The organism is Ruegeria sp. HKCCA6707 (assembly GCF_013033515.1).
Lineage (GTDB): Bacteria > Pseudomonadota > Alphaproteobacteria > Rhodobacterales > Rhodobacteraceae > Ruegeria.
This window is the reverse complement of sequence record NZ_WQEG01000001.1, coordinates 907694-920670: the sequence shown is the minus strand read 5'-3', so window position 1 is coordinate 920670 and position 12977 is coordinate 907694. Positions and strand designations below refer to the sequence as shown.

General features: G+C 53.2%; 14 protein-coding genes. 12 read left to right on the top strand and 2 right to left on the bottom strand.

The window, feature by feature from the left end; all coding sequences use genetic code 11:
* The first annotated feature begins 120 nt into the window (after nt 1-120).
* From GOW40_RS04480 to GOW40_RS04470, 3 genes are read left to right on the top strand one after another with little or no spacing between them, the layout of a single operon-like run.
* Nucleotides 121-675, top strand: a complete 555-nt coding sequence (locus GOW40_RS04480; RefSeq protein ID WP_109313324.1) for a SiaB family protein kinase — start codon at nt 121-123, stop codon at nt 673-675.
* A gap of 10 nt (nt 676-685) precedes the next feature.
* The gene (locus GOW40_RS04475) at nt 686-1075 is read left to right on the top strand and encodes a DUF1987 domain-containing protein (protein ID WP_058276474.1); all 390 of its coding nucleotides are present in this window, start codon (nt 686-688) and stop codon (nt 1073-1075) included.
* On the top strand, nt 1072-2130 hold the full coding sequence (locus tag GOW40_RS04470; RefSeq protein ID WP_171128220.1) for an adenylate/guanylate cyclase domain-containing protein: 1059 nt from the start codon (nt 1072-1074) through the stop codon (nt 2128-2130). The genes GOW40_RS04475 and GOW40_RS04470 overlap by 4 nt, the downstream gene beginning before the upstream one ends.
* Before the next feature lie 877 nt (nt 2131-3007).
* Here GOW40_RS04470 and GOW40_RS04465 read toward each other — a convergent pair.
* Together GOW40_RS04465 and GOW40_RS04460 are read right to left on the bottom strand one after the other, a co-directional pair.
* Nucleotides 3008-3475 carry a helix-turn-helix transcriptional regulator gene (locus GOW40_RS04465; RefSeq protein WP_171230881.1) on the bottom strand — a complete coding sequence of 156 codons (468 nt, stop codon included), beginning with the start codon at nt 3473-3475 and terminating at the stop codon, nt 3008-3010.
* An 878-nt stretch (nt 3476-4353) separates the two neighbouring features.
* Entirely contained in the window at nt 4354-5100 is a 747-nt protein-coding gene (locus tag GOW40_RS04460) for an IclR family transcriptional regulator (RefSeq protein WP_171128224.1), read from the bottom strand.
* Nucleotides 5101-5315: 215 nt separating this feature from the next.
* Here GOW40_RS04460 and GOW40_RS04455 point away from each other — a divergent pair, with 215 nt between their 5' ends.
* The 9 genes from GOW40_RS04455 (at nt 5316) to GOW40_RS04415 (ending at nt 12975) form a co-directional block, all read left to right on the top strand.
* Nucleotides 5316-6152, top strand: coding sequence for a cyclase family protein (locus tag GOW40_RS04455; RefSeq protein WP_171128226.1), 837 nt, complete (start codon nt 5316-5318; stop codon nt 6150-6152).
* A gap of 61 nt (nt 6153-6213) precedes the next feature.
* Nucleotides 6214-6558: a cupin domain-containing protein gene (locus GOW40_RS04450; RefSeq protein WP_171128228.1), complete on the top strand. Its 345-nt coding sequence runs from the start codon at nt 6214-6216 to the stop codon at nt 6556-6558.
* 11 nt (nt 6559-6569) lie between these two features.
* A complete protein-coding gene (locus GOW40_RS04445) occupies nt 6570-7355 on the top strand; it encodes an SDR family NAD(P)-dependent oxidoreductase (RefSeq protein WP_171128230.1) in 786 nt (261 codons plus the stop codon).
* Between the two features lie 3 nt (nt 7356-7358).
* Nucleotides 7359-8282, top strand: coding sequence for a 3-hydroxyacyl-CoA dehydrogenase family protein (locus GOW40_RS04440; RefSeq protein ID WP_171128232.1), 924 nt, complete (start codon nt 7359-7361; stop codon nt 8280-8282).
* Nucleotides 8283-8325: 43 nt separating this feature from the next.
* A complete protein-coding gene (locus GOW40_RS04435) occupies nt 8326-9606 on the top strand; it encodes an ABC transporter substrate-binding protein (protein ID WP_171128234.1) in 1281 nt (426 codons plus the stop codon).
* Nucleotides 9607-9656: 50 nt separating this feature from the next.
* Entirely contained in the window at nt 9657-10385 is a 729-nt protein-coding gene (locus tag GOW40_RS04430) for an ABC transporter ATP-binding protein (RefSeq protein ID WP_171128236.1), read from the top strand.
* Nucleotides 10378-11085 (top strand): ABC transporter ATP-binding protein, encoded by a 708-nt coding sequence (locus GOW40_RS04425; protein ID WP_171128238.1) that lies wholly within the window; start codon nt 10378-10380, stop codon nt 11083-11085. The genes GOW40_RS04430 and GOW40_RS04425 overlap by 8 nt, the downstream gene beginning before the upstream one ends.
* A gap of 1 nt (nt 11086) precedes the next feature.
* Nucleotides 11087-11950, top strand: a complete 864-nt coding sequence (locus tag GOW40_RS04420; RefSeq protein WP_171128240.1) for a branched-chain amino acid ABC transporter permease — start codon at nt 11087-11089, stop codon at nt 11948-11950.
* Between the two features lie 116 nt (nt 11951-12066).
* Nucleotides 12067-12975 carry a branched-chain amino acid ABC transporter permease gene (locus tag GOW40_RS04415; RefSeq protein WP_254444258.1) on the top strand — a complete coding sequence of 303 codons (909 nt, stop codon included), beginning with the start codon at nt 12067-12069 and terminating at the stop codon, nt 12973-12975.
* The last annotated feature ends 2 nt before the right edge of the window (nt 12976-12977 follow it).

Sequence of the window (12977 nt, the reverse complement as noted above, 5' to 3'; positions counted from 1 at the left end):
ATTAACCTCCCCACTAACAACCCTGCACGATTGATACACTAAAAATGCATAAATGTGTATCTTATGATATTAAGACGTGAATTGAACTTGGTGCCACCCAAGCATGACCAAGGGGAACAGATGCTTGCAAGCGAAGTCTACGAACTACGCGCCAACCTGCGTCGACAAGGCGTTGTCTTTGCATACAGCGGGTATGTAACCGAAGGTATCCTCAGTGGTGTTGGCGATGCGTTAAAGCAGAAATTAGTGTCTGAAGATGCCGACACCAAAACTCTCCGAAGCGTTTTCGCTGTTTTCGTAGAGCAAATGCAGAACATCATCAGATATTCAGTCGAACGGCTACCAGCCGACGATGAGACCGAGGTACTGGATATAAGTTACGGCATCGTGACCATAGGAAACGAGGCCGACGGCTACGTCGTTCATGCGGGCAATCTGATCCTTTTGAGTGACGTAGACAACATGCGAAAACGACTTTCCGAACTACGCGCCATGAATCGTGAGGAACTTAGGGCTGCGTACAAAGGCCAACTCCGGTCAGAAACTGACGCCGTCAGCAATAGTGCAGGTATCGGGTTAATTGAAATTGCGCGCCGAGCGTCAAAGCCAATCGAGTTTGATTTTATGCGGATTGACGATCAGCACGCATTCTTCGCACTCAAAGCGACGGTTTAAGAGGGTACGAATGCAGAAAATTGATATCCCGGCAACAAACCGCACCCCGGCCGTGGCGTTCGATTTTGACGTTGGCCACCTCAAACTAATTGGGGAATCCTACCCTGAGGATGTTACGACATTTTACAACCCGTTGTTTGATGCCTTAAAAAGTTGGTTGTCGGATGGTTCAATATCCAAATGTCGTTTTGACTTTGAACTCATCTATTTCAATTCGTCCAGCGCCAAGGCCATCATGTTGATCATGGAGCTTTTGGATTCCGCGGCTGAGGCGGGAAAAAGTGTTGACGTTTACTGGTTTCACGACCCCGAAGACGAAACCATGGAAGAACTTGGGGAGGAGTTTGGGGAAGACCTGAAACATGCCAAGTTCACACTGGAAAAGTTGTTGGATCGATGACTATCGACGATCTCTTTGTTCGCGAGAATGAGGCTTTGGAAGTCGCGGAAGCAGCTTTAAACAGTGGACAATTTCCGAATGATGAAACACGCAAATCAATTGAAAACCTTGTCGGAGAATACAGAAAGCTGCTCAGAACCACACGGCGCATGATGCGATTAAGTGATCGTAACGAGCGGGAACTGAATGCATTAGCCGAAAAACAGCGCATCGCCGCCGAAGAAGTTACCCAAAAAAACCAAGAGCTTGAGGCATTGTCAGGAAAGCTTGCCAAATACTTATCGCCTCAAGTCTACAACTCGATCTTTTCCGGTCGCCAAGAAGTTAAACTCGCGAGTAAGCGAAAAAAGCTGACAGTGTTTTTCTCGGACGTCGCCGGCTTCACAGAGCTTACGGATCAGATGGAATCGGAAGATTTAACAGAACTCCTGAACAGCTACCTGACCGAAATGGCGGAAGTCGCTCTGAACCATGGTGCGACGATAGATAAGTTTATCGGCGACGCAATCCTTGTCTTCTTTGGAGATCCGGAGACTAAAGGGGTGCGGGAAGATGCTATGGCATGCGTGAGAATGGCAATTGCAATGCGAGACAAGTTGACAGAGTTGCGGGCAAAATGGAGCCGTCAAGGAATAAGGCAACATTTACAATGCCGTATAGGTATCAATACAGGCTTTTGTACGGTTGGGAATTTTGGAAGTGACGACCGAATGGATTACACCATTATCGGCGGCGCTGTGAACGTAGCATCAAGGTTGGAGCATCAGGCCGAGGAAGGAGAGATTTACATCTCGTACGAAACCTGGGCGCACGTGAACCACGAAATAGAGACCGAAGAAGTCGGTGCTATCCAAGTCAAAGGCGTGGCTCAACCTGTCATGACATACCGCGTCTTGGGTCAAAAGAAATCGAGACCGCGCGCAGAAAAAGTTGTATATGAAAATCCGAATTTTCAAATGTTGTTGGACCCGAGCTCGATGACACCAGAAGAACGCGCTGCAAGCTTAGAGATACTAAAGACGGCGCTTGCGTCACTCCGCAAAGACGAACACTGAGGTCTCGCAGCCAGTGTTTGAACGTGTCTCGGCAAATTCCCACGAATACTCAAGAGTTGTTCCATGCTATGGACAAGGTCGGTTTTGTTCATAGATCTGAATTAGATGTATCCAGCCTCAAGGGTAGCTTCGCCCGCGGACTGTGAGCTCACCCAGCCCAAGACATTGCTCTTGCAGCGGACGGCTGCAATTCGATCTGCGACCGCAGAATAAAGACCTACCATTGGATGTAAGAAGAGAGCTGTTCGCCAAACTTTGCAAAGCCCGCTTTCTGCGCATTGATGTCATTCGGGCATTGCGCAGCATCGGTCAAAGTGGGCTCTCACCGGCCCAATGCTTACGCGGCGATGCCGTTGCGGCAGGCTGACCGAGACCAGTCATCTGTGATTTTCGCCAACCACATGAATTTTCTATGACAAAACAGAGTATCGGACCTTAGACAGCATTGAGCCGACCTTTGTGCGGCTGGCGGCTAATCTTGAAGGTGATCCCAAAGCGGAACTGGAAGTTTTCAGTGTCAACTTGAAAGGAGTGTACTTAGATAGGCATCTCGAAGTTTAGTACTTCGGCGTCCAACAATTGAATTGGCGATACCCGAGCAACTTAAAGTCCAGACTCCGAAACCGGCGTATCGCTGACGAGCTCCAAGAAACTTGAGGCCAAGGTCCTCGCACAATTGAGTTCCAAGACCGTTCACTGAGATTGCCCCAATCTCACGGACAAAGATCTCCCTCTCGAGAAGCTCTTCCAACTCCGTAACAAAACCGGCAAGGAGCAAGCGGGTTGCATTCTCGTGACCACGCGCAACGTAAATCGCTGGACAATACGCGAAGTAATCCCCTGGTAGCAAAGGGCGCTTCAGAAGATCCGGCGTAAGCTACGCTTCATCAAATAGAAGTTCATAAAAACTCTTTTCGGGATCGGATTTTGGAAAAATCAAACCAACGTGTCCAACGATTTTCGACCCGAGCATTACATAGGGCCCTGACAAAAGGCCCGATTTTTGTATGTCACGCCACACAGTATCAGCGGCCGAGAAGCCACCGGGTAAGCCATCTCCATCGTCCACCTCCATGCATGCCACAGCTTGTGTTACCGCCGATGAGGAGCCGCCGAATTCGTTGATCACTTCCTGGTTGTTTAACAAACGATAGGCAGAACCTGAATGTTGTGCTCGCCCGGCCTCCCAATCCTCTCGGCAAGCAATCACATCCTCCAAGCTCCAACCGAGCTTTTCTTGCAGCTGGTACTCAAGGTCACCACGGATATACGACAGCGAGCGCTCATATTTGCTAGCGGCGTCGACACTTACGTTGAGCATCAAAGCCAATTCTTCTTGAGTCATACGGCCATGGCGACCGCTGCCGAGTCGATGGGAGCGTAGTTTCTGAGAAAATAGAGACGTGCAATTTTTCATTTTGGTCTTTGGAACTGCTGGGTTCAACGACGCTAGCATGCCAATATTCCACGCTTTACCCAAACTTCTTACGGGTTTCTTACAGGTCTTTACGATTGTGGTCCGTGGGTTTCAGCCGCGGGTTCGGGCAGCTTGTAAGTTGTCGAACTTTGATTTGGAGAAATACTATGCCCTACTGGACGATGCCCTTTGCGTCGCTTTTTGAAATGCTATGCTTTGCGGGACCGCGTGGTCGAAGAGGTCATGGACGACGAGCAAATGCGGCAAGAAAATAGAGTTCTGTGGAGGCCTATGATGGGATCGGGGCTCAGCAAAGCTGTTCAACTTGCAATGCCCCTAATAACCGCTTTGTCCGCGTCTTCGAGTTTATGACCCTTGCAGCGAACGTGCGGTTTCGGTTCAGGCCAATTCGACACCCGCGAACGACCGGTCTTAAGACATCGAAAGAAGTGCAGCGAAATACATGCCGCGCCTGCGAGCACATGCTGCGTCAGCGAAGGTCAAGAATCCAAATTCGGCTTTGTCCGCGAGACAGCCCTTCGCAATCATTCCACTGAATGCCCACTACTCAACCAGAGATCGCTTCACATAACGCCCATTCAGTGATGTTCTCGGTTCGTTAAGATGTCGACAATCATCCAATGATTGCAAAACTTGCAATCAAACACGAATGCGAACCTTCGCGACAATGCGGAACTAGCCGCAATTGGTTGGGTGCAATGTAGGGATTTTTTCCGTTGGAAGCGCGGGCTGCCAGACAAGGTCGGTCGAGGGACACCAATCTGCCTCAAGTCAGCTTCAAAAGCTTATTGGAAAGTTTGATGTATATTTTTGGATGTCTCGATAAGCGCTTGTTCGATGGTTGCTCTTTGCCGTGCAAATCGCGTCGTTGGCACTGGAATTGAGATCGCGTGCAGGTCTCCGACCCAGTCGACGAAAGAAAACCCGATTGCCGATACGCCGGCAGAATGCTCGTCCAAATCATAGGCAAGGCCCTGTTCGCGGACTGTATCAAGTTCGGAAAGGAACTCATCCAAGTTTCTTTGGATACCATTCCGTTCCCATTCGTTCTTAATGAGCTTTGTTGCATCTCCTTCATCGAGCTGAGCGAGACAAGCTTTCCCGTTTGCAGTGGTGGTCAGTGGAAAAACCTCGCCTACTTGCGAGACCGTAGTCAAACGGTAAACGCCCGGAACTTGATCCAGAAAAACCATACCAATCCCACGCATCACAGCGAGGTCTGTGGTTTCCCCGGTTTTTTGGGTTAATTCCGTCAAAAGCAGCCGGCAGTGTTCGACGATGCTGTACTGCGCGGCGCCTGCGAGAGCGCTTAGTTCGGGGCCGAGCCTTAAGCCACCCCCATTTGCATCTGCTATGACGAGTTTTTCTTCAGCAAGTGCGCTAGTGATTCTCTGTACCGTAGAGCGAGGCAGGTCAACACGCTCGGCGATCTTACCCAAGCTCATTCCGGATTGGTTTTCTTTTAGAACACGCAAAATCGAGGCCGCTCTGGAAATGACCTGAATGCCACCTTTATCTGCTTTTTCAGACATTTATCTACCCCATTCTGTCTTGGCATCGTAGCTGCGGATGCCTGGCATTTTTACAGTGTTGTACCACAATGCGGTGCAAGTCAACCGTATAGTGAGTTTTCTGTTGACCATAATGCGGTGCGTGTGCATCATCATGCGGGACAGGTGGGGAGGCCACCCAGACAATTGAAAAGCGAACACCGCCGCGTTGCCGGCGAACAGAGGAGATATGCCCTATGGTCGAAATCCGCGGCATTGAGTTTCAGGCAAACACCGACAATGACATGGGGCTTGAGTTTTACAATCTGAGCCACAGATATGGGTTTCAGTGCCCCAACTGGCCGTATTTCAAGGACGTCCAGATCGACCGAAAGCACTATATGGCTAAGTCAGGCGTGTTGTCTCAGACGATTACCACGACGATGCACGTAACCACTCATATTGATGCACCGGCGCATGTCGTTCAGGGAACGCCGTTCATCGATGAGGTACCGTTACCCCATTTCTTTGGCTCGGGTTTGGTGGTTTCTGTACCTAAAAAGAAATGGGAGCAAATTACTGGCGATGATCTGGAAAAGGCCTGTGGTCACGCAATCCGCAAAGGCGATGTGCTGATCATCAACACCGGCTGGCACAAGCAGTATGAAGATGGCGACTACTTTGCTTATTGCCCGGGTCTCGTTCCTTCCGCCGCTGAGTGGATGATCGAGAAAGGTGTGAAAGTCGTCGGCCACGATACCCAGGCGAACGATCACCCGCTGGCAACCGCCATTGGCCCGCAGCGCAACGGTCCGATCATGCCGCATCTTGAGGAGGAATACCTTGAGTGGTCAGGTGGAACGCCCTGGGACGTTGACTTCCCAGAATGGGAGCCTGTGCACAACATGCTGTTCTCCAAGGGTATTCTCGGTATCGAAAATGTTGGCGGCGATCTCGATGCAGTAACCGGCAAGCGCTGTACCTTCGCGTTCTTCCCTTGGAACTGGGACCGGGGCGATGGCTGCATTATCCGACTGGTGGCGATGATCGACAAGAACCAGTCCTACCGCATCGAGGCTGGTGAAGATTTCTGAACACTCACGGACCGGTCGCCGGTTCGCCGGTGGCCGCCAATAACCTTGAGCGGAGACGGACATGCATCTGAAGCGTTTTCAAGACGCACAACCCTACGAAGCACCAAACCATTTTGGGTGTCTTGGGCTGCGCTTACAAGGGTTTGAGGAAGGCGGGCCGACAAATCAGTGGATTGGCTTCAGCCAGTTTTTACCAGGCGGTGGTGCCGGGCCGGACTCCACGCCCTTCGAGAAAGTCTACGTCGTTCTGGAGGGCGAGATGACCATCATCGTTGACGGCACAGAAACCAATCTTGGACCCATGGATAGCTGCACGATCGCACCGGGCGAAGTGCGCAAAATAGAGAACCGCGCCAACCACACCTGCAAAATGCTGGTGGTCATTCCGTATCCGCCAGAAAGCTAAGGACGAAAAGAATGTCTGATCCACTCAAGATGTTTGACGTAAAAGACAACGTCGCACTGATCACCGGAGCATCCGGCGCGTTTGGCATGGTTGCTGCGCGCGTTCTGGCTGGTGCCGGGTGCAATCTGGTTCTGGCTGCGGGCAATCAAGAAGCGCTCGACGAGATTGCCAAAGAGTGTAAGGCGCTTGGTGCGACCGTAGTTGCAATAAATTTGCGCCCGACTGATGAAGCGTGCTGTGGCGCATTGGTCGACGAAGCCGTTAACAACTTTGGTAAGCTTGACATTCTCGTTGTCGCGTCCGGCATGAACAAAGTTGCACCGATCAACGACATGGCGCCGGAAACCTTTGACGCAGTGATGGACGCCAATGTGAACCAGAGTTGGCTTTTGGCGCGCGCGGCGGCGGCACACATGAAGCAAAGCGAATATGGCAAGATAATTTTCGTCAGTTCTGCGCGCAGCATCCTTGGACACCCTGCCGGTTACACGGCGTATTGCGCATCAAAGGCTGCCGTGAACGGGATAACCAAAGCCTTGGGATGTGAGCTGGGTCCAACAGGGATTACCGTCAACGCGATCGCGCCGACGGTATTCCGCTCGCCTTTGACGGCTTGGATGTTCGAAGAAACCGACGAAGCTAAAGCAGTGCGCGATGGCTTCCTAACCCGTGTTCCCAAAGGACGACTGGGTGAGCCTGAAGACCTTGCCGGTCCGCTCCTGTTTCTCGCGTCGCGGGCATCTGATTTTTACACCGGGCATATCCTTCATGCCGACGGTGGTTACACGGCGGGTTAAGTGATGGTGCGCAAGAAGCAGCAAATAGCGGTAATTGGCGCGGGTCTGATGGGGCACGGTATCGCCCTAACCTTTGCAAAAGCAGGTCAATGCGTCGCCATCACAGATCCAGTTGAAGAGGCGCGAGCCAGCGTGCCTGCCCGCGTCCGCGCCAGCATGGCCGCGATGGGGGACGACGAGGTCACAATCACAGATACGCTCAAGATGATTGAAATCTTTGCGACGACAGAAAGTGCGGTTCAACATGCCGATGCTGTTTTTGAAGCGGCGCCGGAAAAGTTGGAGCTCAAGCAAGCGATCTTTGCTGAGATCGAGGCGCATGCACCAAAAACTTGCATACTCGCATCCAATACCTCGGTCATGCCGATCACTCAGATCATGTCCGGTTTGCGACCGAAAAACCGAGCTTTGGGAACCCATTGGTGGAATCCCCCGCACATGATCCCGTTGGTCGAAGTCATCAAGACGGAATGGACAGACCCTGAGATTGCACAGACGATGTTCGATCTATTGAAGGATGCTGGAAAAACTCCGGTGATGGTCGAGAAGGACGTACCCGGCTTTATTGGCAATCGCCTTCAACATGCGTTGTGGCGCGAAGCGGTCAGTCTGGTGGAAAACGGTATTTGCGACGCGGAAGCCGTTGATACTGTGATCAAGTCCAGCTTTGGGCGACGATTGGCGGTTCTCGGTCCATTGGAAAACGCGGATTTGGTGGGTACCGACCTGACTCTCGATATCCACGAAAACGTACTGCACGATCTCGAAGCGCACAAGGGACCTTCATCTTATCTCAAATCGCTTGTCGATGCAGGTAAGCTTGGCATGAAATCAGGTGAAGGTTTCAGAAAATGGGCCGAGGGCGAGGCGGATCAGGTTCGCCAACGTGTCGCGAAACATCTGAAAAATCTCGAAAAGAGTTTGTAAGATCAATCAAACACTGGCGGGAGGCCGGTGAAGGGAGGACGTAATGACAAGGACTTTTAGAACGGCCACTAGGCGCAGTTTTATTGCCGGTGCCGCGGCGGCAATCGCCACGCCGGCCATTCTTCGGGCGACGCGCGCCTACGCCGCAAACCCAACGCTGCGGGTCGGCAACGTTAGCCCTCGCACCGGACCGCTTGCTGGTTTCGCTGAGGCCGACGAGTACGTGCTTCAAGCCATACAGCAGGTCTTTTCGGCCGGGTTGGACAACAATGGAAAGACCTGGAATGTCGAGATCATCTCAAAAGACAGCCAGTCCAACCCGAACCGAGCAGCAGAGGTTGCAGCTGACCTGATCTTGGGCGATGAGGTCGATATCATCGTTGCGGCTTCAACACCGGACACGGTGAACCCTGTCGCTGATCAGGCAGAGATCAACGAAGTTCCCTGCATCACCACCGACTGTCCTTGGCAGCCCTATTTCTTTGGCCGCAATGGTGTTCCTGGTGAGGGTTTTGAAACGACCTATCACTTCTTCTGGGGTTTGGAAGACGTGATCGCAGCGTTCCTCGATATGTGGGACAAAACGGGTGTCACAAAAACCGTCGGCGGTCTTTTCCCCAACGATGCCGACGGTAATGCTTGGGGTGATGCGGAGCTGGGCCTGCCTAAACCGCTCGCTGCCGCCGGGTACACGCTGACAGATCCCGGTCGCTATCAGCCACTATCCGACGATTTCTCAAACCAGATCGCAGCGTTCAAGGCTGCTGGCTGCGAAATCGTCACTGGCAACATGATCCCGCCGGACTTTGCGACGTTCTGGAGCCAAGCGGCCCAGCAAGGGTTTAACCCGAAGGTCGTCACAATTGGCAAAGCACTTCTGTTCCCATCCGTCATTGAATCGCTGGGAGACCGCGGTGACGGGTTGTCGACCGAGGTCTGGTGGTCCCCGCATCATCCGTTCTCGTCCTCACTCACCGGCATTTCCTCGAAAGACCTAGCTGAGGGTTATACGGCAGAGTCGGGCCGACCTTGGACCCAACCCCTTGGCTTTAAACATGCCCTGTTTGAGGTCGTCGCAGACGTCATCAAACGAGCGGATGATCTGGAAGACCCGTCTGCGATCATTTCGGCAATCACGTCCACCAACCTGAACACAATTGTCGGGCCGGTGAACTGGGGTGATGGGCCAATGAACAACGTCACCAAAACTCCGCTGGTCGGTGGCCAATGGCAGAAGTCCGGAGACGCCTATGAGTTGCAGATTGTTGCAAACAGCACCGCGCCCGAAGTTCCGGTGACGGCAGATATGAAATTGCTGGGCTAACCAGACATTCGGCGCCGATCTTGGCGCCGAACCCTCCATCCGAGAGAAGTATGACGACAATCTTGAGACTCCAAGAACTGAGCAAGGCATTTGGCGCATTAACTGTCGCCGATGCCATGAGCTATGAGGTTCAGCAAGGCGAGGCACTCGGGGTAATAGGCCCCAACGGCGCTGGCAAAACCTCGATGTTCAACTTGATCACGGGGACGCTCAAATCCAATTCCGGGGTGATAGAATTCAGTGGGCAGAACGTCACCAAATGGAGCGCGGCAAAGCGCAGCCATGCAGGTATCGCGCGTTCTTTTCAGGTCCCGCAGCCGTTTTCGGGCATGACTGTTTTCGAAAACGCGATGATCGCCGCCACGCAATCAGCTGGCATGCATGGACACCAGGCCGAAAACTTTTGTCTGGAGATTCTGGACCAAACAGAACTGCTGCCCAAGGCAAACGTTCTTGCTGGTAGCCTGACTTTGCTGGAGCGTAAACGCCTGGAACTAACACGTGCGCTTTGCGCCAAACCCAAACTGCTGTTGCTGGATGAGATTGCCGGTGGTTTGACCGAAGCCGAGTGCAAGTCACTGGTCCAGACTATCAAAGACATCCACGCCTCTGGCGTCACCATCATCTGGATCGAACATGTTGTGCACGCCCTGCTGGCCGTCGTGGATCGTCTGATCGTCATCGACTTTGGCAAAAAAATCGCCGAAGGCGAGCCACAGGCAATTATGGAAAGCGCTGAAGTAAAGGAAATCTATCTGGGAATCGAAGCCGATGCCTGACTCAATTCTTCAGACACGCGGTTTGAACTCCTACTACGGCGATTTCCAAGCGCTCTATGATGTCGAATTGGACGTCGGCGAGGGAGAAGTTCTGGCAATCATTGGTGCAAACGGCGCAGGCAAGACGACCCTGATGCGGTCAATCACCGGGTTGCTGACGAACGGAGTGGATCAGATTCACTACCGAGGTCAGGATATCAGCCGGCTTCGCGCAGACGAGGTTGCAGAACTTGGCCTCGCCATGGTTCCAGAAGGTCGCCAGTTATTCCCATCTTTGTCAGTCAAAGAAAACCTGATGATCGGAGCCCAAGTTGGTCGCTCGGGTCCTTGGGATCTGAAAGCTGTCTATGATCTGTTCCCGATCCTCGAAGTGCGCAAAAATCAGGCATCAACATCGCTTTCAGGCGGTCAACAGCAGATGGTAGCCATCGGGCGCGCATTGATGGCCAATCCTGATCTGATCCTGTTCGACGAAATTAGCCTGGGGCTGGCACCGATCATCATCAAAGACATCTATGAGGCGCTGCCCGGGATCATCGGCGAGGGCATGAGCGCGATCATCGTCGAGCAGGACATCACCAAGGCACTTTCGGTCTCAAGCCGTGTCTTTTGCCTGCAGGAGGGGCGCGTTTCGTTGGAAAGCGCGTCTGACACCGTTTCGCGCGAAGAGATTTCGCGCGCGTATTTCGGGATCGAATAATATGGAATGGCTGAATCCTATCGTGCAGGGAACTTTGCTTGGTGGACTCTACGCCCTGTTTGCCGCAGGTCTGTCGTTGATTTTTGGGGTCATGCGGCTCGTCAATATTGCCCATGGCGATCTGATTGTGTTGGCCGCATACCTCGGACTGACCGTGACGACCGCGACCGGGATGCACCCAATGGCCGCGTTGGTGATTGTCGTTCCCGCTATGGCGCTGATTGGGTATGCCCTTCAACGCGGCCTACTGAACCAAACTCTGGGCGACGATATTCTTCCACCGCTGCTTGTGACCTTCGGGGTGAGTGTAATTATCCAGAACGGATTGCTGGAGGTCTACACGGCCGACCCCCAAACACTGAATGCCGGTGCGCTGGAAACAGCCAGCGTTGCAGTAGGCGGTGTGACCCTTGGGATCTTACCGCTGCTGACCTTCGGGATCGCCATCGCTGTGATCTGGGGGCTGCAATGGACCTTTTATCACACCTCACTTGGTCGAGCATTTCGGGCTGTTTCCGACAATCAAGACATCGCCCAGCTTATGGGCCTCAATCGCCGGCACATCTTCGGGCTGGCCATGGCGCTGGCTCTCGGAGTGACAGCTGTCGCCGGTATCCTGCTTGGCATTCGTACAAGCTTTGACCCTTCCATCGGTGGAGGTCGCCTGATCTTTGGCTTTGAGGCCGTTATCATCGGCGGGCTAGGCAACCTTTGGGGTACTTTGATTGGCGGCGTTATCCTTGGCGTTGCGCAAACCATCGGGGCCAAGATTGATCCGGGTTGGCAAGTACTAGCCGGCCATATTGCTTTCCTCGTCATTCTTGCCGTTCGTCCGAACGGCCTCTTCCCGAGGGTCTCCGGATGAACTTACAAGACTGTTCTGTTTCCCGATCGTCAAAAGCAGCGAGGGTTGCTGCAATCCTGGCCGCAGTCGGTCTGCTCGTATTGATTGCAGCGCCGTGGTGGGCAGGCCGCGCCGACATGCGCTTGATGGGAGAGCTGTTTCTCTATCTTTCCCTCGCCACCCTTTGGAACCTCATGGCGGGTTACGCCGGTCTCGTCTCTGTTGGGCAGCAAGCCTATGTGGGCTTCGGCGGCTATATGCTCTTCGCACTTACGATGCTGGGTGGGCTGAACCCCTTGGTTGCTATTGCAGCAGCGGGAGCGCTGGGGGCTTTGATCTCGATCCCGGTTGCTGTTCTGATCTTCAGGCTTCGGGGCGCATATTTTGCCATTGGCACCTGGGTCATCGCAGAGGTCTTTCGACTGAGCTTCGCGCAAATCTCAGCGCTTGGTGGAGGGTCAGGATCTTCGCTGCCCGTTGCTATTGTGAAATCACTAGCTTCCGGGCGCGCGATGCGTGAGGCGCTGAGCTATTGGCTGGCACTCGGGGCCGCCGTGCTGGTTGTAACCGCCGTGTATTTCTTCCTGCGTTCGCGCCAAGGTTTGGCGTTGACGGCAATTCGGGACAACGAACTGGCCGCCGGTAGCCTTGGCATCGATATCTGGCGAACGAAGTTCATAGTGTACGTTGTCACGTCGGCATTCACGGCGATGATCGGCGCGCTGATCTTCTTGCAAAAGCTGCGCATATCGCCGGATGCGGCGTTCAGCGTCAATGATTGGACTGCCTTCGTCATCTTCATCGTAGTGATCGGCGGCATCGGTACCATCGAAGGACCGATCATCGGCACACTCGTCTTCTTTGCGCTGCGCGAAACGCTGGCCGACCTAGGAACAACTTACCTGATCGTTCTCGGCGTGGTCGCAATTGTCGTCATGCTCAAGGCGCCAAAAGGCATTTGGGGCGTGATCCGTAGTCGCTATGATCTGCAACTTTTCCCGCTGGGCTATCGCGTAAAGCACACCGGACAATCCAAGGAAAACTGAAC